Genomic DNA, 20,567 nt, shown 5'->3' on the forward strand with positions numbered 1-20,567 from the left:
TGCCATGACGAGCTGGCATGAAGGTCCGAGGGCCGGGTTCGACCTCGAGACGACGGGGCGCGATCCACTGACCGCGCGCATCGTCACCGCGACGATCGTCCTCGTCGACGGGAACGGCCGCGTGCTCGAGCATCATGAGTGGCTGGCCGATCCCGGCATCGACATCCCGGAGGGCGCGGCGGCGATCCACGGTGTCACGACGGCGCACGCCCGGGCGCACGGGCTGCCCGCCGGGGAGGTCGTCCACGGGATCTCGGCCGTCCTGGCGCGCCTCTTCGCGGCCGGCATCCCCGTGCTGGCTTTCAACGCCCGGTACGACTTCACGGTGCTGGCGCAGGAGGGGCACCGTCATGCTGTCCCGGTCCCGGCGCCCTGGCCCGTCATCGACCCCTACGTCATGGACAAGCAGGCGGACCGGTACCGCCGCGGCAAGCGGACGCTGACGGCGATGTGCGAGCACTACTCCATCCCCTTCGAGAACGCCCACACCTCCGCCGCCGACGTCCTCGCGACACTCCGGGTCGGGGCGGTCCTCGCCGAACGGTTCGCGTTCCTGCGGCGCCCTGCCACGGACCTGCACGCCTCGCTCGTCGTCTGGGCCGACCGGCAGGCGGCGAACTTCGAGGAGTACCTCCGCCGGACGGAGCCCGACGCCGTCATCGAGCGGGCCTGGCCCGTGATCGGCGGCCCCGACCAGCAGGCAGCCGACCAGCAGACGGCGGGACAGCAGACGGCCCGGCAGCAGACAGCCGATCACCAGACGGCGGGACAGCAGGCATCCCGGCAGCAGGCAGCCGACCAGCCGGCGGCGGACCAGCAGGCAGCCGACCGGTCCCGGCCAACGGAGGACGCCTCGCGGCGCCCGGCCATCACCGTCCCGTGAGGCCGGGCATCGCTCTCCCGGACGGTACGGTCAGTCGACCGGCACGGCCTCCGCTGCCGCCCGCGCAGCCGCCGGAAGGGCCGCGTGGATGCGTTCCATCGCGGCGTCGTCGTGCGCGGCGGAGAGAAACCACGCCTCGTACACGGACGGCGGGAGGTACACACCGGAGTCGAGCATGGAGTGGAAGAACGGCCCGTAGCGGAACGCCTCCTGACCCTGCGCGTCGGCGTAGTTCCACACGCCGTGCTCGGCGGTGCCGAACGCGACGCTGAAGAGGTTCCCGGCCCGCTGGATGGAGTGGTCCACGCCGGCCTTCGCGAGTTCGGCGGTGAGGGCGTCGCTGACCTCGAGCGAGCGCGCATCGACGCGGCGGTAGACGTCGTCGGTCGCGGCGGTCAGGGTGGCGACGCCCGCCGCCATGGCGATCGGGTTCCCGGACAGGGTGCCCGCCTGGTAGACGGGGCCGATCGGCGCGAGGTAGTTCATCACGTCCGCGCGCCCTCCGAGCGCCGCCGCCGGGATGCCGCCGCCGATGACCTTCCCGAAGGTCAGCAGGTCCGGCGTCCACGGGTGCTCGGCGTCGTCGGCGCCGCCCGTGAGCTTCCAGTACCCGCCCGGGTGGGTGCGGAACCCGGTCATGACCTCGTCGACGATGAACAGCGCGCCGTGCTCGGAGGTGATGCGGCTGAGGAAGGCGTTGAATCCTGGCGCCGGCGTCACGACGCCCATGTTCGCGGGGGCGGCTTCCGTGATGACGGCGGCGATGTGCTCGCCGTGCGTGCGGAAGGCCTCCTCGACGGCCTCGACGTCGTTGTACGGCAGCACGAGCGTCTCCGCCGTCGTCGCCTCCGTGACGCCCGCGGAGCCGGGCAGCGCCAGGGTGGCGACGCCCGATCCGGCGGCGGCGAGGAGGCTGTCCACGTGCCCGTGGTAGCAGCCGGCGAACTTGACGATCAGGTTGCGGGAGGTGAAGCCCCGGGCGAGCCGGACGGCGGTCATGGTCGCCTCGGTCCCGGTGGACACCATGCGCAGCAGCTCGACGGCGGGGACGCGCTCCTTCACGAGCTGCGCGAGGTCGGCCTCGGCGGGCGTCGAGGCGCCGAAGGTCAGGCCGTGGTCGACGGCGCGGTGCACGGCCGCGATGACGTCCGGGTGGGAGTGGCCGAGCAGGGCGGGGCCCCACGAGCAGACGAGGTCCACGTACTGCTTGCCGTCGGCGTCGGTGACGTAGGCGCCGTGCGCGTCGACGAGGAAGCGCGGGGTCCCGCCGACCGAGCCGAAGGCGCGGACGGGCGAGTTGACGCCCCCGGGCATGAGGGCCCGGGCGCGCTGGTAGAGGTCCTCGGACGTGGTCGCTGCTGGTGTCGTCATCGGTGCGGTTCCTTCGCTGTGGGAGTTCAGTGGGCGGACTCGTCGAGCCAGAGTGCGAGCTCGGAGGCCCAGTAGGTGAGGATCATCTGGGCGCCGGCCCGCTTGATCCCGAGGACGGATTCCTCGATGGCGCGGCGGCGGTCGATCCAGCCGTTCGCGGCGGCGGCCTCGATCATCGCGTACTCACCCGAGATCTGGTACGCCGCGACGGGCACGGGCGACATGGCGGCGACGTCGGCGAGGACGTCCAGGTAGCTCATGGCGGGCTTGACCATCACCATGTCGGCGCCCTCCTCGATGTCGAGTTCGACCTCGAGGATCGCCTCCCGGCGGTTGGACGCATCCATCTGGTAGGTCCGGCGGTCCCCGACGAGCTGGGAGTCGACGGCCTCGCGGAACGGGCCATAGAAGGCGGAGGCGTACTTGGCGGCGTAGGCGAGCACCACGGTGTCCTGGTGTCCGGCCTCGTCGAGTGCCTGGCGGATGACGGCGACCTGCCCGTCCATCATCCCGGAGGGGCCGAGCACGTGTGCGCCGGCCCGGGCCTGCTCCACGGCCATCTGCGCGTACAACGCCAGCGTCGCGTCGTTGTCCACCGAGCCGTCGGAGGCGAGGACGCCGCAGTGGCCGTGGTCGGTGAACTCGTCCAGGCAGACGTCGCTCATGACGACGAGGGAGTCGCCAACCTCGGAGCGGACGTCGGCGATCGCACGGTTGAGGACGCCGTCCGGGTCGATGCCCGCGCTGCCGGTCGCGTCGCGGTGCTCGGGGATGCCGAACAGCATGATGCCGCCCACACCGCGCTCCACCGCCTCCGCGGCCGCGCGCTTGAGGGAGTCCGTGGTGTGCTGCACGACGCCGGGCATGGAGGAGATGGGCGAGGGCTCACCGAGGCCCTCCCGGATGAAGGCCGGCAGGATCAGCTCGGACGGGTGGACGCGGTACTCGGCGACCATGCGCCGCAGGGCGGGGGTCGAGCGCAGCCTCCGGGGCCGGTGCTGGGGGAAACTCATGGCGTATCTCCGTTCGATCGTGCGGCATGCGAGCTGGGGGCGTCGTCCCGGGCGAAGGCATCGAGCGCCGCCCGGGCGATGCCCTCCGGCGTGGGTTCTGCGGCCGTGGCCGCCGGCACCCACCCCAGGGAGCGGAGCGCTGCGGCCGTCGTGGGTCCGATGGCGACCGCACGGAACGACAGCGGGCCGACGCCCAGCCTGTCATGGAACTGCCGGACCGCGCTCGGCGCGGGAAAGACGACGGCGGGCTGGACACCGCCGGAGGCACGACGCACGAGATCCCGGAGGGACAGCACGGGCGGTCGCGGCCCGTGCTCCTCGACGCCGGGGACCCGCCGCGCGGGGTGCGCCGGGAAGGGCACCGTGCGGTAGGCCTCGACGCGGTGGACGGCGTGACCCGAGGCCGTCAGCCCGGCGCGGAGGTCGTCCGGGGCGAGGTCGGCCTGCGGCAGGAGCACCGCCGCGGGGCCGCCCGGGAACGCGGTCAGGAGTCCGGCCGAGGACGCCTCCTCGGGGACCAGATCGACGACGACGCCCGCCTCCGCCAGCGTCCGCGCGGTCGCGGCGCCGACCGCAGCGACCCGCACTCCCCCGCGGCGGACGAGGCCGGCGAGCGAGGCACCCTCCGCGCCCGCGATCATGCCGAGGGCCTGGACGGCGTTGGCGCTGGTCACCACGAGCCAGGCGTACCGGCCCTGCCCGAGATCTTGCAGCGCGCGGGCGAAGGCGGCGGGGTCGGCGGGGAGCTCCGTGTCCGTGAGCGGCAGGGCGTGGACCGTCATGCCGTGGGCGCGAAGGGCGTCACCGATCCGGACGGTGCGCGCCGGGTGTCGAAGGACCACCACCGGGTGCTCCCCCGCCAAGCCGTCCATGCGTGCCTACCCGTTCAGGGGCGCGATGTCGGCCGCACCGGCGGCGAGCAGCTCCTCGGCGAGGTCCAGGCCGAGCTGCGCGGCGGCGACGGCGTCCGTAGCCGGTGCCGAGCGCGTCAGGCGGATCATCGACCGGCCGTCCGTGCTGCACACCACGGCCTCGAGGGCGAGGATGTTGCCCTGCAGCCGGGCCAGGGCGCCGATGGGCGCCGCGCAGCCTGCCTCCAGCTGGAGGAGGACGGCACGTTCGGCCGTCACCGCGAGCCGTGTGGGCAGGTGGTCGTAGGCGGCCAGCGCCTCGCGCACCCCGGGCGTCGCCTCGCTCTCGCGGCACTCGATGGCGAGGGCCCCCTGACCGGCTGCGGGCAGCATGACGTCCGGGTCGATCAGCTCGGTGATGGCCGCCTCGCGCCCGAGCCGCCGCAGTCCTGCCGCGGCGAGGACGACGGCGTCGAGGTCACCGGGTGCCCCGGGGACGAGTCCGGCGACGCGCCCGAGCCGCGTGTCCACGTTGCCGCGGATGTCCACGACGTCGAGCCCAGGACGTGCGGAACGCAGCTGGGCGGCCCGGCGCGGGGATCCCGTGCCCACCCGCGCGCCGTCCGGGAGCGTGGCCAGCGTGAGGCTGTCCCGGGCGCAGAGGGCGTCGCGGACGTCCTCGCGCTCGGGCACGGACGCCACGGTCAGTCCGGGGGCGGGCAGGGTGGGGAGGTCCTTGAGCGAGTGCACGGCGACGTCGCACCGCTCCTCGAGGAGGGCGTCACGGAGGGCCGCCACGAAGACGCCGGTGCCGCCGATCTGGGAGAGCGAACCCTTGAGGACGTCCCCCTCGGTCCGGACCCGCACGAGCTCGTACGGCAGGCGGGCGAGTTCGGAGACCCGCTCCGCCACCGTCGTCGTCTGCGTCATCGCGAGGGCGCTGCCCCGCGTGCCCACCCTGATGCCTGCGCTCATACCGTGCCGGGGTTGGGCAGCGGCGTGCCCACGGTGGAGTCGACGGCCGCGACCGTCGGCTTCTCCCCGCGGCGGTTCGCGCAGCAGTTCGGCCGGCACACGTCGAACCAGGGCCCGAGGGCCGTGGCGGACGGACGGTCCGCGATGTTGTTGTCGACGGTGCGCTCGAGGACCAGGTCCACGAGGCCCTCGACGAACTTCCGGTGGGTGCCCGGCGTCGGCACGCGGTCGGCGACGATCCCGAGCTCGCCGCAGGTCTCCAGAGCCTCGGTGTCGAGGTCCCAGGCCACCTCCATGTGATCGGAGACGAAGCCGAGGGGGACGATCACGACGCCGCGCGTGCCGGCCGCGTGGCGGTCGCGGAGGGCATCGCTGATGTCCGGTTCGAGCCACGGGATGTGCGGGGCCCCCGAGCGGGACTGGTAGACCAGGGACCACTCGACGCCGGCGGCCTCGGGGATCCTGTCGAGCACGGCCTGCGCCGTTGCGAGGTGCTGCGCCACGTAGGCGCCGTCCTCGTAGGCCGGCCCGCCGTCGGCGTCGCGGGGCCCGGCGGCCTCGGCGTCACCCATCGGGATGGAGTGGGTGGAGAACATGATGTGCACGGGCGCCTCCGGGGTGCCCTGCTCGGCAAGCCCGGCACGGACCGTGGCCAGGCCGTTGGTCACGCCCTCGACGAAGGGTTCCACGAACCCGGGGTGGTCGAAGTACTGGCGGACCTTGTCCACCTCGAGCCGGCCCTCGAGCCCGGTCTTCACGAGCGCCATGCCGAGGTCCTCGCGGTACTGGCGGCAGCTCGAGTAGCAGGAGTAGGCGCTCGTGGTCACGGCGAGCACCCTGCGGTGCCCGGCGTCGTACGCCTCCTGCAGGGTGTCGGCGATGAAGGGCTCCCAGTTGCGGTTGCCCCAGAAGACGGGCAGGTCGATGCCGCGACGGCGGAACTCGGCCTCGAGGGCGGCCCGGAGGGCCCGGTTCTGGCTGTTGATGGGGCTCACCCCGCCGAATGCACGGTAATGATGCGAGACCTCCTCCAGGCGCTCGTCGGGGATGCCGCGGCCGCGGGTCACGTTCCGCAGGAAGGGGATGACGTCGTCCTGCCCCTCCGGTCCGCCGAAGGAGGCGAGCACGACGGCGTCGTACGCCTTCGGGGCCATCCGGCCGTTCTCATCGACCCCGTCCAGGGGGTTGAATGCCTGTGTCGTCACTGGAGCACCTCTGCAATCTCGTCATGGCTGATCCGCCGGCCGGTATAGAACGGCACTTCCTCGCGGACGTGGCGCCGCGCTTCGGTCTCCCGGAGATACCGCATGAGGTCCACGAGGTCCACGAGCTCGGGGGCTTCGAGTGCCAGGACCCATTCGTAGTCGTTGAGGGCGAAGGATGACACCGTGTTGGAGATCACCTGCGGGTACTTCCGCCCCTTCAGGCCGTGGTCCATGAGCATCTCGCGGCGCTCGTCCGTGGGCAGGATGTACCACTCGTAGGAGCGCACGAACGGGTACACGCAGACCCATTCAGCCGGTGCGACCCCACGGGAGAACGCCGGGCTGTGGGACTTGGAGAACTCTGCGTCGCGGTGGACGCCCATCGCCGACCACGCCACCGTCGTCTCGGCGAAAGCATCGGTGCGGCGCAGCTTGCGGACCGCGGCCTGGAGGTCCTCGGGGCGTGGGCCGTGCAGCCAGACCATCACGTCGGCGTCGGCGCGCATGCCGGAGACGTCGTAGAACCCGCGCAGGACGACGCCGTCCTGCTCGAGATCGGAGAGGACATCCGACAGGGAGTGCGCGCCCGAGGCCGTGGTCGCGGAGCCCCGCCGGAAGACGGTCCAGAGGGTGTAGAACAGCTCAGCGGGGGCGTCGGCGCCCTCCTCGGTCGGCTGTGGAGCGTGGGTGGGGGTACCGGTGTGCTCAGTCATGGTTCTAGTCTGCCCCTGCCCGCAGGTGAACCGAAATCGTTTTCTTCTACCAAACGTAGAAGAGACGAAGGTCATATGGCGGGTGTCGGGCCGGTCCCGGCGAGGGCGTCGGCGAGCGCGTCGGCGCGGACGCGGGCGTCGTCGATGACGGCGACGAGCCCGGTCCCGGCGAGCCAGCCGCCGGTCACGGCGAGGGACGCCGACTCCTCGGCGACGAGGGCCCGGATCCGTGCGACGCGGTCGCGGTGTCCCACGGAGGCGTGCGGCAGGGCGCCGGCCCAGCGCACCACGTCCCAGTCGAGCACGTCGGCCTCCCTGATGGGCACACCGAGCAGCGTGGAGGCGTCGGCGAGGGCGTGACGGTAGAGGGCGTCGTCGGGCGTGGTGAGCCCGACGGCGGTGGGCTCGTCCCCGACGCGGCCGAAGGACAGCCGGAGGACGTGGGAGCCGGGCCCGGCCTGGTCCCGCAGCCACGCCCACTTGGCCGTGGCATGGGTGAGCGCCTTCGCGGCGACGCCCTCTACGCCGCGGGCGACGAGCACCCCGGTGCCGCGGGGTCGGGCGTCGAGTTCCGGGACGTCGACGACCAGGGTGACGAGGGCGACGCCGGGGACCGGATCGGGCCGCTCCTCGGCCAGGGCGGGGAGGGCCGGCGCGAGGAGGTCGACGGCGGCCCTGCCCTCGGTGGCCACGAGTACGGCGTCCGCCGGGAGGTGTCGGGTGAGGGCCGAGTGGTCGGTCGTGACGATCCAGCCGGAGCCCGAGCGGGCGAGTCCGCTGACGTGCTCGTTCGTGCGCAGGTCCGCGCCGTCCTCCTGGAGCCTGTGGACGAGGGCGTTGCGGAGCTGGGCGATCCCGCCGACGAGCCCGCCCACCGCGGCGCCCGCCGGTGCGGCCCGGCGCAGGGCGCCCGCGGCGGCGCCGAGGGACCCCAGGCGGCCCATGGTCGCCCGCAGCCCCGGTGCCACGGAGTCGACGTCGAGGTCGTCGGGGTCGGCGGAGAAGACGCCGCCCGCGACGGGCGCCACCAGGCGGGTGAGGACGTCCTCCCCCATCCGCGTCCGGACGAGTTCGCCCAGGCTCACCCGGGGCCGGGTGGCGAGTGAGCCGACGGGCAGGATCCTGTCCGCGGCGGCGCGGAGGGAGCCTGCACGGCCGAGGATCGCGCTGATCGGCGGATCGGAGGGGTCCGCGGGGATGCCGAGGATGCCGGAGTTCGGCAGCGGGTGCGCGGAGGTGCGGAGGTCGCCACCGGGAAGCTGCACCCAGGCGCCCGTGGCGTCGGGCGCGACGATCCTGTCCCCCAGTCCGAGCTCGCCGGCGAGCGCGGGCACGGCGGCGGACCGCGTGGAGAAGGATTCGGCGCCGCTGTCGAGCTGGAACCCGCCCAGCGTGCGGCTGTCCACGGTGCCGCCGAACCGGTCCGATGCCTCGAGCACGGTGACGCGCAGCCCCCGGCCCAGGAGCGTCCGTGCCGCGACCAGGCCGGCCATGCCGCCACCGATGACGACGACGGTCCGGGGGCGGGCACGCTCCGGTTCGGCCGGGACGCCGGTCGGCTCCGCTCCGCGCACCGCCCTGATCACGGCTACGGCTCCACGGAGTGGATGAGGTCGACGACGCGCGTCAGGACGGCGGGGTCCGTCTCCGGCGGAACACCGTGCCCGAGGTTCACCACGTGCCCGGGAGCCGACGCCCCGGCGGCGAGGACGTCGCGGACATGCTGTTCGAGCACGGGCCAGGGTGCGGGCAGCAGGGCCGGGTCGATGTTGCCCTGCAGGGGCACCGTGCCGCCGAGACGGCGGTTCGCCTCGTCCAGCGGCAGCCGGTAGTCGACGCCGATGACGTCCACCCCGACCTCGTGCATCGCCACGAGCAGCTCGGAGGTGCCGGTGCCGAAGTGGATGAGGGGTGCGCCGAGGCCCCGGACGTGGTCCAGGGCCCTGCGGGAGGCCGGTGCCACATGCTGGCGGTAGTCCGCGAGACCGAGGGATCCGGCCCACGAGTCGAACAGCTGGGCGGCGCTGGCGCCCGCCTCCAGCTGGGCGCGCAGGAACAGCCCGGAGGCGTCCGCCGCCCACTCGGTCAGGGCGCGCCACGTGTCCGGATCGGCATGCATCATGGTGCGCGGGCCCAGGTGGTCCCGCGACGGCTTTCCTTCGACCATGTAGGCGGCCAGCGTGAACGGGGCACCGGCGAATCCGATGAGCGGGGTGGATCCCAGCTCGGCGACCGTGAGGGCCACGGCCTGGCGGATCGGCTCCAGCGCCTCGTCCGTCAGGGTGGGGAGGGCGGCGACGTCGGCGGCGGACCGGATGGGCGCACCGAGGACGGGCCCGACGCCGGGCACGATGTCGACGTCGACGCCGGCCAGCTTGAGCGGGATGACGATGTCGGAGAAGAAGATCGCCGCGTCCACGTCGTGGCGTCGCACGGGCTGGAGTGTGATCTCCGACGCCATCGCGGGATCCAGGCAGGACTCGAGCATGTTGGTGCCCTCGCGCAGGGCACGGTACTCCGGCAGCGAGCGTCCGGCCTGGCGCATGAACCAGACCGGGCGCCGATGCGGGGTCCGGCCGCGGTAGGCGGAGATGAGAGCCGATCCGGACGTGCGTCCGTCGACCAGCGGGTGCGATGCTGCAAGGTCCATACTGCCGATTCTGCCGAAGATCGTCCGCGATGGATAACCGGGGCCGCCCGTGCGGACCCGGGGTGGTCAACATCACCCCGCGCACGCAGGGCCCTTTTCCGCAGGATTCCGCGGAATGCAACTCCCGGGTAAGCCTTGCCTATTCAGTGGAAGGACCGGTTCCTCGATATGATCGGAGCGCCGTGGTACTTCTTTCACTTGTAGCGACCCATTCGAACGTGGACCTGGAAACCGTTGCCCGACTGAGCGTCGGGGCGCCCCAGGTCCCCTCCGCCGTGCTCGCCGAGGACCGGTCCGTCACAGGTGCCGTGGTGCTCGCGACCTGCAACCGCTTCGAGATCTACGCCGAGGCCCCGTCCGAGGAGGACGTCGAGGCCGCACGCTCGGCGATCGTCTCCACCATCAGCGCATACTCCGGCATCCCCGAGCAGTCCGTCTCGGCGTCCTTCGAGACCCACACCGGCCAGGACGTGGCCGAACACCTCTTCGCCGTCGGTGCCGGCCTCGACTCCGCGGTCATCGGCGAGCGGGAGATCGCCGGGCAGGTCCGACGGGCACTCATCGAGGCCCAGGGCTCGGGAGCCGCCAGCGGCGGCCTCGTCCGCCTGTTCCAGGCCGCCTCGAGGACCGCGAAGGACGTGGGTGCCCAGACCGCGCTCGGCAGCCGGGGCCGGTCCATCGTCTCCGTGGCCCTCGAGCTGGCAGGCGACCTCTCCGAGGATCCCGACTGGTCGGGCAAGAGCGTGGTGCTGTTCGGCACGGGCGCATACGCGGGCGCCACCATGGCAGCCCTCCGCGACAGGGGGTGCACCGACGTCGCGGTGTTCTCCTCCTCCGGACGCGCCGACGCGTTCGTCGCGACCCGCGGCGGGGCCGCACTCACCGCCGCGGATCTGCCGGGCGCCATGCGCCGCGCGGACGTCGTCATCGGCTGCAGCGGCAGCGACGCCCGCATCGACGCCGCCGACATCGAACGGGTACGCGCCGGCAGCGACACCCCGCTCGTCATCATCGACCTCGCCCTCAGCCACGACTTCGACCCCGCCGTGGCGAACCTCGACGGCGTCGAGCTCATCACCCTCGAGTCCGTCCGCGCGGCGGCGCCCGACGAGCAGGCCGACGCCCTGGCGCAGGCCGGCGACCTCGTCCGGGGTGCCGCGCGCTCCTTCGAGGAGCAGCAGACGACGCGCGCGATGAACGCGGCCATCGTGGCCCTCCGCCAGCACACGCAGACCGTCCTGGACGCGGAGATGGAGCGCGTCCGCGCTCAGCACGGCTGCACCGCCGCCGCGGAAGAGGTCGAGTTCGCCCTGCGACGCATGGTCCGCCAGCTCCTGCACGTCCCCACTGTGCGGGCCCGCGAGCTCGCTGCGGAAGGACGTCAGGACGAGTACGCCGCGGCCCTCGAGGCCCTCTACGGCATCGACCTCTCGCCCGCCGCCCCCACTGCATCTGTTGCGCCGGCCGCGGCAGGACACGCCGCCCCGACTGCGGACGCCCCCCACGCCGGCCACGCACACCCCGAGGGTGCCGTGTGTCCCGTGGACCACGAACGGCCCGCGCGGAGCGCCTGACGGTCCGACGCCGGCCGCGGCACCCGGGCCGGCCCTAGTAGGTCATCTTCCGCGGTTCGATGGCGCGCACCCACTCGATGATGCCCCCGTCCACCGACCATACGTCCCGATGCCCCCTGCCGCGGAGATGGCGTACGACGTCGGCTGAACGGACCCCCGTCTTGCAGTGCACGTAGACCGTCCTCGCACTGTCCACGGTCGCGGCGCCGTCGAGGATCAGGGGTGTCGGGACGAGCACCGCGCCGTCGATGCTCACGATCGCGTACTCCTCCGGGTTGCGGACGTCCAGCAGATCGAAGTCCGCCGCCCCGGCCGCCCGCGCGGCGAGGAGCTCGGCCAGTTCCTCGACGGACACGGTGGGCACGACCACCGAGTCCTCCGCCGTGTCCTCCGCCTGGTCCTCCACCGCTGCGGACGCGGACGGCAGCCCGCAGAACTGCTCGTAGTCGATCAGCTCGGTGATGCGCGGGGCCGTCGGGTCCGGCCTCACCCGCACCTCCCGCCAGCTCATGTCCAGGGCGTCGAAGACGAGCACCCTGCCCAGGAGGGTCCTGCCGACGCCGGTGATGAGCTTGATGGCCTCGTTCACCATCACGGACCCGATCTGCGCGCACAGCACGCCCAATACGCCGCCCTCCGCGCAGGAGGGGACGGAGCCGGGTGGCGGGGCGTCCGGGTACAGGTCGCGGTAGGTGGGCCCGCGGTCCTGCCAGAAGACGCTGACCTGGCCGTCGAACCGCAGGATGGATCCCCACACGTAGGGCCTGCCGAGGATGGCGGCGGCGTCGTTGACGAGGTAGCGCGTGGCGAAGTTATCCGTGCCGTCGACGACGAGGTCGTACCCGGAGAAGAGCGCGAGCGCGTTGGAGGCATCGAGCCTCTCCCGATGCAGGACCACCTCGACCAGCGGATTCAGCGCGAGGATGCTGTCGCGGGCGGACTCGGCCTTCGACCGGCCGAGATCGGGCACGCCGTGGATGACCTGGCGCTGCAGGTTGGAGAGCTCGACGTCGTCGTCGTCCACGACCCCCAGGGTGCCGACGCCCGCCGCGGCCAGATACAGGAGGGCCGGTGAGCCGAGCCCGCCGGCGCCGATCACGAGGACGCGGGCGTTCTTCAGCCGCAACTGCGCCTCGGTGCCGAAGCCGGGGATGATCAGGTGCCGCGAGTAGCGCAGCGTCTCCTCCTGCGTCAGGCTCCCGACGGCGTCGACCAAGGGCGGCAGGCCCTCGGGGCTGGTCTCGGGGGAGCGCGCGGACGACATCGAAGCGGTCATGCCCAAGGGTATTCCGCTCCGGCAGGGCCGGGCCAGCCGACGCGGGTGGGTAAGCTGGACGGACTCCCCCGACCGCTGAACCGAGGATCCCCCGCCGTGAGTGTTGAACCGACCGCTGCAGGAAGGGCCGTCCGGCTACCGCGCGACGAGCGCCGTCGCCAGCTCCTCGCGGCAGCCCAGGAGGTCTTCGTCAACAACGGCTACCACGGGGCCGCCATGGACGATATCGCGGTGGCCGCGCGCGTGAGCAAGCCCGTGCTCTACCAGCACTTCCCGGGCAAGCGGGACCTCTACCTCGCGCTCCTGGACAGCCATCTGGCGGAGCTGACGCAGCTGCTGGTCGACGCGCTGCGCTCCACGGACGACAACAAGCTGCGCGTGCATGCGACCATGCGCGCCTATTTCCAGTTCATCGCCCAGGACAGCAAGGCGCACCGGCTGGTCTTCGAATCGGACATCAGCAACGAGCCCGACGTCAGCAGCCGGCTGGAGGCCTTCAACGCCCAGTTCGCGGGCTCCATCGCCGGGGTGATCGCCGGGGACACGCAGCTGTCGATGGTGGAGGCGACCCTGCTGGGCCGCGGTCTGGCCGGCATGGCGCAGATCAGCGCGCGCTACTGGCTGGAGACCGACGGCAGCCTCGACATCGACGCTGCTGCGGAGCTGATCTACCGTTTAGCTTGGCGCGGAATCAGCCGATTCCCCAAGGAGATCTAGGGTAGGTTTCGGAACAGCACCAGGCTCATACAACAGGAGGCACGCGCCGTGGAAATCAAGATCGGTATCCAGAACGTCAACCGGGAGATCATCCTTGAATCCTCCGAGAGCGCGGACGCCATCGCCGAGCTCGTGGGGCAGGCCATGAGCGGGACGGAGCTCCGGCTCAAGGATTCCAAGGGCCGCCTCGTGATCGTCCCGACAGGCGTCCTCGGCTACGTGGAGATCGGCGCCGAAGAGACCCGCCGCGTCGGGTTCGGCGCGCTCTAGCCCCACCCCGCACGACGGCCGGTGAGCAGCAGCACCGGCGCGACGAGGACCCGCAGCCGCCGGCCGCGGGTCCTCGTCGCGTTGACGACAGTCGCGTTGACGACAGCGGCTACGCCGTGAGTCCCAGTGCGCTCATGCGTCGTGAGTGGTTGCGGGTGAGCTGGGAGAAGAGGGCCGTCGCGTGCTGCGTGTGGTCGGCCTTGTCGGCGAACAGGAGCCCCGCGAGGTACTCGCGTTCGATACCCACGCGCTGCGCCTGGGTCAGGGCCTCGCCCACGAGCCGCCGGCCCCACAGGGCGAGGCGGGAGGCGAGGCGCGGGTCGTCGGAGAGCGCCTCCTTCAGGCGGCGCTGCAGGTGGGCGGCCCCCTCCCCGGAGTCGATCGTGCTGATGAGTTCCCGCGTCCGCGGATCGAGGGTGTCGGCCAGCGAGCGGTAGAAGTCCCCGGAGAAGGCGTCGATGACGTAGGCCTTCATGAGCGACTCGTACCAGTCGCCGGGGCGGGTGCGCTCGTGGAAGGCGTCGATCGAGGCCTGGAAGGGTGCCATCGCCTCCTCGATCGTGACGCCGAGCGTGCCCACGAACCGGCTCACCATTTCGAAGTGCTCGAATTCCTGCACGGCGAGCCGCCCGAGGCTCGCGCGGTCCGCGAGGCTCGGCGAGAACCGTGCATCGGAGGACAGGCGCTCGAAGCCCGACAGCTCGCCGTACGCGATGACGCCGAGCAGATCGGTGACGAACCGGGCGTAGCGGGGATTCGCCAGGGCGTCCTCGGCCGCGCTGGCCGGGGCGGCAGGGGGTGCAGCGGGGGTCGGGGCGGGCACGGCCGCGCCGTCGGGGTAGCCGTTAGTCATTCTGCTAAGAGTACGCACTACGGGACGCCGGGCAACCCGCCGCGTCGCGCGGAACCACCGGCCTGTCGCTCCGCCGGGTGATCCACCCTGCCCGATGTCCGTGGCGTGCATTACCGTATTGCCTGTGCCCGCACAGCATATGGACCTCAGGGACCGGGAGTCCCACCAGCGCCTTACCGAGTCGCTGCGATCGCTCCGTGAGGAACTCGGCATCCGTGAGCAGTTCCCCGAGGACGTCCTGCTGGAGGCCGACGCCGCGGTCGCCGCCCATACGCTGCCCTCCACGGACCTCCGCGCCCTGCCCTTCCTCACGATCGATCCGCCCGGCTCCACCGACCTCGACCAGGCCGTGCACTTCGCGTGCCGCGAAGACGGCACCGCGGGATACGAGGTCTGGTACGCCATCGCCGACGTCCCGCTCTTCGTGCGTGCCGGCGGGACCATCGACGCCGAGGCCAGGCTCCGCGGGCAGACGCTCTATGCGCCGGACGGACGGATCTCGCTCCACCCGGAGGTCATCTCGGAGGGTGCAGCGAGTCTGCTGCCCGAGCGTGACCGGCCCGCCTTCGTCTGGCATTTCCTGCTCGACGCCGCAGCGGCGGTCGAGTCCGCCACGGTCCGCCGGGCCACGGTCCGCAGCCGTCGTCAGCTCACGTACGCGCAGGTCCAGGCGGCGATCGACGCCGGCACCGCCGACGGGCAGCTCATGCTCCTGCAGGAGATCGGCCTCCTCCGGATCCGGCAGGAACTCGACCGCGGGGGCGCGAGCCTGAACCTGCCCCGCCAGGAGATCACCTATGACGGCGGCGGTTACGGCATCGTCACGGAACCGGCCCTGCCGTGCGAGGACTGGAACGCCCAGATCTCCCTCATGACGGGGATGGCGGCGGCGCGCATGATGATCGACGGCGGCATCGGGATCCTGCGGACCATGCCCGAGCCGGACGACGGCGCCCTCGGCAAGTTCCGGCGCCAGTCCGAGGCACTCGAACACCCCTGGCCCGCCCACATGCCCTACGGCGCCTTCCTCCGCACCCTCGACGTCACCGTCCCGCGGCAGCTCGCCCTCATGCATGCGGCCGCGTCCCTCTTCCGCGGCGCCGGGTACACGGCGTTCGACGGCGAGGTGCCGGACGCCGTCGTGCAGTCGGCCATCGCCGCACCGTACGCGCACGCCACCGCTCCCCTGCGGCGGCTCGTGGACCGCTTCGTGCTCGTGACCTGCGAGTCGCTGTGCCGGGGCAGCGAGGTCCCTGCGTGGGTGCGGGCGGCCCTGCCGGAGCTCAACGCCCTCATGGCGTCCTCGAACCAGACCGCCTCCCGCCTCGACGCCGGAGCCATGGACGCGGTCCAGGCCGCACTGCTGAGCAACCGCATCGGCGAGGCGTTCTCCGCCGTCGTCCTGCAGGGCTCACCCCCGGCGATCGAGGACGCGCCCGGGAAGCAGGCGCCCCGGCTGTCCGGGACCGTCCAGGTCACCGAACCCGCCCTCGAGGCGACCTGCTACGGCGAACTGGTGGCCGGGGAGCGCGTCACGGTCATCCTGCTGGAGGCCGACATCGCGCGGCGCCGCATCCGCTTCGAGGTGAAGCCGACGGACGCGCCCGCCCGCGGCGCGTAATGACGCCGCGCAGGGGCCGGCAGGGTAGTCTTGGCGTGTAGTAATGGATGCCCGGTCGTTATCCCTCGATAACCCGCAGTACCTACTCGATCCGAGTTTCCCCGCAGGCGCAGGTCTCACTCCGCAGCCCGCACGCAGTCGCAAGCCCGCGATCGGCTTCCACTGGACGCCCTGCGCCCGCCGATACGCTCCGCCCCGGACGAGAACCGCCCGAAGCGTCGAGCCTCAGCGGCCGCTCGGCCTGAATGAACGGTAGAACGTGCAGAACACACACCACGATACGAACACAGGCGCCGACGACACCGCGGTGGCCGACAGCCACCACCTCGTCGCCGACAACTCGCCCGACGTCATCGACGTCGAGGAGACGCTGGTCACCACCGCGGAGCCGCACGCGGCCGTGGCGGAGACCTTCGCGGACTTCAACGTCCGCCCCGACATCGTCGAGTCCCTCGCCGACGCCGGCATCACCCACCCCTTCCCCATCCAGGCGATGACCCTGTCGATCGCCCTCGGCGGTCACGACATCATCGGCCAGGCGAAGACCGGGACGGGCAAGACCCTCGGCTTCGGCATCCCCGCCATCCAGCGCGTCGTCGGCCCCGAGGACGCGGGCTACGACAAGCTCCCGGTACCAGGTGCCCCGCAGGCGCTCGTCGTCGTGCCGACCCGCGAGCTCGCGGTCCAGGTCGCGAGCGACCTGACGACGGCGGCGAAGAAGCGCAATGCGCGCATCGTGACCATCTACGGCGGACGCGCGTACGAGCCCCAGATCGAGGCCATCAAGAAGGGCGTCGAGATCGTCGTCGGCACGCCCGGACGCCTGATCGACCTGTACAAGCAGAAGCTGCTCGTCCTCAAGAACGTGAAGATCGTGGTGCTGGACGAGGCCGACGAGATGCTGGACCTCGGCTTCCTGCCCGACGTCGAGACGCTCATCGCCGCGACGCCCGCGGTGCGCCAGACGCTCCTCTTCTCCGCGACCATGCCCGGCCCCGTCATCGCGATGGCCCGCCGCTACATGACACAGCCCACGCACATCCGGGCCGCGGATCCCGAGGACGAGGGCATCACCAAGAAGGACATCCGCCAGGTCATCTACCGCGCGCACAACCTCGACAAGGCCGAGGTCGTCGCCCGGATCCTGCAGTCCCGCAATCGCGGTCGCACGATCATCTTCTGCAAGACCAAGCGCACCGCCGCGAAGCTCTCCGAGGAACTCATCGACCGCGGTTTCGCGGCCGGCGCCATCCACGGCGACCTCGGCCAGGGCGCCCGCGAGCAGGCCCTGCGCGCGTTCCGCGGCGACAAGATCGACGTCCTCGTGGCGACCGAGGTCGCCGCGCGCGGCATCGACGTCGAGGACATCACCCACGTCATCAACTACCAGTGCCCCGAGGACGAGAAGGCCTACCTGCACCGCGTCGGCCGTACGGGCCGCGCCGGCAAGAAGGGCACCGCGGTCACGTTCGTGGACTGGGACGACCTCCCCCGCTGGGGCCTCATCAACAAGGCCCTCGGACTCGACGCCCCGGAGCCCGTGGAGACCTATTCCTCGTCGCCGCACCTGTACACGGAGCTCGACATCCCCGAAGGCACCAAGGGACGCCTGCCCCGCAAGGACCGCCACCTTGCGGGCATCAACGCGGAGGTGCTCGAGGACCTCGGCGAGACCGGCAAGCGCGGCAGTGGACGCCCTGACGGACGCAGCGACGGCCGCAGTGACAGCGGCCGCGACGGTGGACGCGGGCGATCGCAGTCCGGTGGACGCGGCGGCCAGCGCCGAGACGGCGGTTCGGCCGACGCATCGGGCGAGGGCTCACGCGGCTCGCGGGGTCGCGGCCGCGGGGGGCGTAGTCAGGACACGGATGCATCGGCCGCCCAGGGTGCGCCGGCAGCAGCGGATTCCGCGTCGGGTGCCGCCGGCGGCGGACGTCGTCGGACCGGCGACGGCGAGGCGCCGTCCGGTGACCGGCCGCGCCGCAGCCGGACCCGCCGTCGCAACGGCGAGGTCGTCGCGAAGCCTGCCGGCAGCTCAGAGGACTAGCGCTCGGTGACCGAGCTTCCTGCGCCGTCCGAGGCTCCCGTGTGGACCCCGGACGGCGCTAACCTCGTGGTACACGCGGACAACGCGGAGTACCTCGCCCTGCTGCCGGACGGCGCCTTCACGATGATCTATGTGGATCCGCCGTTCAACACCGGGCGCGTGCAACGGCGTCAGCCGACCACCATGGTGAGGGCGGCCGGCGGCGCCGGGGACCGCGTGGGCTTCAAGGGGAAGTCCTACTCGACGGTCAAGGGTGTGCTCTCGAGCTACGACGACGCCTTCGAGGACTACTGGGACTTCCTGGCGCCGCGCCTTGCCGAGGCTTGGCGGCTCCTCGCCGACGACGGCACCCTCTACGTGCACCTCGACTACCGTGAGGTGCATTACGCGAAGGTCATGCTCGACGCCCTGTTCGGGCGGGAGTGCTTCCTGAATGAGATCATCTGGGCCTACGACTACGGTGCTCGAGCCAAGCGCAGGTGGCCGGCGAAACACGACAACATCCTCGTGTACGTGAAGAACCCGTCCGGCTACCATTTCGACAGCGCCGAGGTGGACCGCGAGCCGTACATGGCACCAGGTCTGGTGACGGCCGAGAAGGCCGCCCTCGGCAAGTTGCCGACGGATGTCTGGTGGCACACCATCGTGTCACCCACCGGCCGCGAGAAGACGGGCTATCCCACCCAGAAACCGGAGGGTCTGCTGCGCCGTGCCGTAGCGGCGAGCAGCCGCGAGGGCGACTGGGTGCTCGACTTCTTCGCAGGTTCCGGAACGCTCGGCGCCGTCGCTGGGAAGCTCGGCCGTCGGTTCGTGTGCGTGGACAGCAACCCGCAGGCCATCGACGTCATGCGCGAGCGCCTCGCACCCTGGACCTGACGCCCTCCGGTAGCGGGCATTGACTCCGCCTCGGGGCGCCGATTGCGTCTGAGCGGCTGCGACCATGGCGCGGTGTTCGCGGCGGCCGAATGATCCCTGGTCGCGATGTGCCCTCCGGGTCGCTCCTCTCTGGCTACTGGACCTCCTTGAACGTGGCCTGTCAGGCGAGGAACAGTTCGGCCCGTCGGGAGTGGCGAGCAGGCCGCGTCAGCCTGTCGTCGTCGTTTCGGGTGTGGCCCCCCCGACACCGGCGGGTAGGCCGGCCTACTGGCGTACTGCCCCTGCCGTTCTTGCTGCTCTCGCTGTTCGCGCTGTTCGCGCTGTTCGTCGGCCCGCCCGTTCGGTCTGCTGCCGGGGAGGGGTGGTGCGGTGGAGTGGTAGGTGTGCCCGGTGGGCGTGGTGACCGTCAGGCCGTGCCGTTGCCCGGGGTCCGCGTGTGGTCGTGCTCTCCAGCCGTCGAGTTCCTTGCTGTGGTTGCACGCCTCGCAGAGCCCGGCGCCGTTGAACAGGGTGGTGGGCCCGTTGGTATGCCAGGGAATGATGTGGTCGTAGTGCCGGATCGGCGCATCACAGTACGGGGTCCGGCACAGATCATCCCGGGCCTGGATGAACCGGCGCTGCCCGGCGGTGAACAGCCGGGCCCGGGAGTCGACCGCCACGAGGTCCCCGGTTGCCGGGGCGGTGTAGAGACGCCGGAGCCACACTTGCTGCTCTGCCTTGTCCTGGGTGAGGAGGTCCCGGGCCCAGCCGGCGGGGACGATCCCGTACCCGGGCAGGCGGGCCGGTTCGCTGTCACCCTGGAGCAGCGTCCGGTCCGTCATGATCAGCTGGACCTCGACGCGGGAGAACCCGCCCGGGGTGCCGGTGGTCCGCTCCACCAGGGCATCCGCCATCAGCTGGCCCCTGCTGCGTTCATCTCCGGTGGCGCGTTGGGCGTCGGCGTGCCGGGTCAGTTCCGCATGCACGGCCACCCCTTGGGCGACCGGGAGCAGGGCGGTCAGGTAGGTCATGGTGTCCGGGGCAGGGCGCAGACTCACATGCCGCTCCGTGGCGGCGTGGCTGGCCCGCTGGGTGACGCTGCGGGGGTCCCGCCGGTACGCCGCCGCCCGCGCCGCGGCCACCAGCTGCCGGTCCCCGACGCCGTCGAAGGTGCCCGTGTCGGGGCTGAGTTCCTCGTCGACCGCGCACCGATCCGCCGCGGACAGGCACGCCGTCTCCCGCACCAGCAGGGTCGCCCGCCACTCATTCAGCCTGCCCGCCTCCAGCGCGATGAGGGTGTGCGGCATCTCCGTCACCAACGCCCGCGCCAACCCCAGCAGCCGGCCACCGCGGGCCGGGGACTCCCGCCGGGCCAGGGCGATCTGCGCGCCCGCCCCGCGACCCTGCTCCGAGGCCGGGACACCAGCGGCGGCCTGGGCCCGCCGTTGGTGCAGATCGAATGCGACACTGGCCCGGGCCTGCGCGCCGGCGATCGCCGACTTCAACTCCTCCAACGCGGCCACGAGATCGACCAACTCAGCAGCATCCACGCCACCGACCCCGCCCGCGGCATCGAGGCCGCCACCGCGAACCGGCCCTCCCGCGGCACCAGCACCACCAGCATCGACCGCGCCCCCTCGCCCGAGCGGCAGCGAGGCCACTGCCCCGATCAGCTCCCGCACCCGAACAGCCG

17 protein-coding genes and 1 pseudogene are annotated in these 20,567 nt (G+C 72.0%); 7 read left to right on the top strand and 11 right to left on the bottom strand.

The genetic code is table 11. The features are described 5' to 3' along the window. The first annotated feature begins 4 nt into the window (after positions 1–4). A complete protein-coding gene (locus C4K88_RS02955; protein ID WP_104120107.1) occupies positions 5–883 on the top strand; it encodes an exonuclease domain-containing protein in 879 nt (292 codons plus the stop codon). 30 nt (positions 884–913) lie between these two features. On the opposite strand, the gene hemL is transcribed toward C4K88_RS02955, so the two are convergent. The 8 genes from hemL to hemE form a co-directional block, all read right to left on the bottom strand. Then, positions 914–2,254 (bottom strand): glutamate-1-semialdehyde 2,1-aminomutase, encoded by a 1,341-nt coding sequence (hemL, locus tag C4K88_RS02960; RefSeq protein WP_104120108.1) that lies wholly within the window; start codon positions 2,252–2,254, stop codon positions 914–916. 26 nt (positions 2,255–2,280) lie between these two features. Beyond that, positions 2,281–3,267: a porphobilinogen synthase gene (gene hemB, locus C4K88_RS02965; protein WP_104120109.1), complete on the bottom strand. Its 987-nt coding sequence runs from the start codon at positions 3,265–3,267 to the stop codon at positions 2,281–2,283. Further along, complete coding sequence (locus tag C4K88_RS02970) at positions 3,264–4,139, bottom strand: uroporphyrinogen-III synthase (RefSeq protein WP_104120110.1); 876 nt, start codon at positions 4,137–4,139, stop codon at positions 3,264–3,266. Before C4K88_RS02970 ends, hemB begins: the two co-directional genes overlap by 4 nt. A gap of 6 nt (positions 4,140–4,145) precedes the next feature. After that, positions 4,146–5,093: a hydroxymethylbilane synthase gene (gene hemC, locus C4K88_RS02975; protein ID WP_104120111.1), complete on the bottom strand. Its 948-nt coding sequence runs from the start codon at positions 5,091–5,093 to the stop codon at positions 4,146–4,148. Then, complete coding sequence (locus C4K88_RS02980) at positions 5,090–6,247, bottom strand: ferrochelatase (RefSeq protein WP_104120314.1); 1,158 nt, start codon at positions 6,245–6,247, stop codon at positions 5,090–5,092. The genes hemC and C4K88_RS02980 overlap by 4 nt, the downstream gene beginning before the upstream one ends. 47 nt (positions 6,248–6,294) lie before the next feature. Then, complete coding sequence (gene hemQ / locus C4K88_RS02985) at positions 6,295–7,011, bottom strand: hydrogen peroxide-dependent heme synthase (RefSeq protein WP_104120112.1); 717 nt, start codon at positions 7,009–7,011, stop codon at positions 6,295–6,297. 71 nt (positions 7,012–7,082) lie between these two features. Then, positions 7,083–8,597 carry a protoporphyrinogen oxidase gene (gene hemG, locus C4K88_RS02990; RefSeq protein ID WP_277621625.1) on the bottom strand — a complete coding sequence of 505 codons (1,515 nt, stop codon included), beginning with the start codon at positions 8,595–8,597 and terminating at the stop codon, positions 7,083–7,085. Between the two features lie 2 nt (positions 8,598–8,599). Beyond that, positions 8,600–9,661, bottom strand: a complete 1,062-nt coding sequence (gene hemE, locus C4K88_RS02995) for a uroporphyrinogen decarboxylase (protein WP_104120113.1) — start codon at positions 9,659–9,661, stop codon at positions 8,600–8,602. A gap of 182 nt (positions 9,662–9,843) precedes the next feature. Between hemE and C4K88_RS03000 the strand changes: the two genes are divergently transcribed. Further along, positions 9,844–11,235: a glutamyl-tRNA reductase gene (locus C4K88_RS03000; RefSeq protein WP_104120114.1), complete on the top strand. Its 1,392-nt coding sequence runs from the start codon at positions 9,844–9,846 to the stop codon at positions 11,233–11,235. 34 nt (positions 11,236–11,269) lie between these two features. Here C4K88_RS03000 and moeB read toward each other — a convergent pair whose 3' ends face one another. Continuing rightward, positions 11,270–12,511, bottom strand: a complete 1,242-nt coding sequence (moeB, locus tag C4K88_RS03005) for a molybdopterin-synthase adenylyltransferase MoeB (RefSeq protein WP_104120115.1) — start codon at positions 12,509–12,511, stop codon at positions 11,270–11,272. A 96-nt stretch (positions 12,512–12,607) separates the two neighbouring features. Here moeB and C4K88_RS03010 point away from each other — a divergent pair, with 96 nt between their 5' ends. Further along, a complete protein-coding gene (locus tag C4K88_RS03010; RefSeq protein ID WP_241521670.1) occupies positions 12,608–13,228 on the top strand; it encodes a TetR/AcrR family transcriptional regulator in 621 nt (206 codons plus the stop codon). Between the two features lie 48 nt (positions 13,229–13,276). After that, positions 13,277–13,498 carry a DUF3107 domain-containing protein gene (locus tag C4K88_RS03015; RefSeq protein ID WP_104120116.1) on the top strand — a complete coding sequence of 74 codons (222 nt, stop codon included), beginning with the start codon at positions 13,277–13,279 and terminating at the stop codon, positions 13,496–13,498. A 109-nt stretch (positions 13,499–13,607) separates the two neighbouring features. Here C4K88_RS03015 and C4K88_RS03020 read toward each other — a convergent pair whose 3' ends face one another. After that, positions 13,608–14,351, bottom strand: coding sequence for a ferritin-like fold-containing protein (locus tag C4K88_RS03020; RefSeq protein ID WP_104120117.1), 744 nt, complete (start codon positions 14,349–14,351; stop codon positions 13,608–13,610). 124 nt (positions 14,352–14,475) lie between these two features. Between C4K88_RS03020 and C4K88_RS03025 the strand changes: the two genes are divergently transcribed. From C4K88_RS03025 to C4K88_RS03035, 3 genes are all read left to right on the top strand, one after another. Then, positions 14,476–15,972, top strand: coding sequence for an RNB domain-containing ribonuclease (locus C4K88_RS03025; RefSeq protein WP_306418595.1), 1,497 nt, complete (start codon positions 14,476–14,478; stop codon positions 15,970–15,972). 259 nt (positions 15,973–16,231) lie between these two features. Then, positions 16,232–18,019 (top strand): DEAD/DEAH box helicase, encoded by a 1,788-nt coding sequence (locus C4K88_RS03030; RefSeq protein ID WP_241521671.1) that lies wholly within the window; start codon positions 16,232–16,234, stop codon positions 18,017–18,019. 6 nt (positions 18,020–18,025) lie between these two features. Beyond that, the gene (locus C4K88_RS03035; RefSeq protein ID WP_241521672.1) at positions 18,026–18,895 is read left to right on the top strand and encodes a DNA-methyltransferase; all 870 of its coding nucleotides are present in this window, start codon (positions 18,026–18,028) and stop codon (positions 18,893–18,895) included. Between the two features lie 338 nt (positions 18,896–19,233). Here C4K88_RS03035 and C4K88_RS03040 read toward each other — a convergent pair. Continuing rightward, a pseudogene (locus C4K88_RS03040) lies at positions 19,234–20,424 on the bottom strand (HNH endonuclease); the annotation flags it as partial. Between the last annotated feature and the right edge of the window lie 143 nt (positions 20,425–20,567).

This window comes from Arthrobacter pityocampae, assembly GCF_002927275.1.
GTDB classification, from domain to species: Bacteria; Actinomycetota; Actinomycetes; order Actinomycetales; family Micrococcaceae; genus Arthrobacter_D; species Arthrobacter_D pityocampae.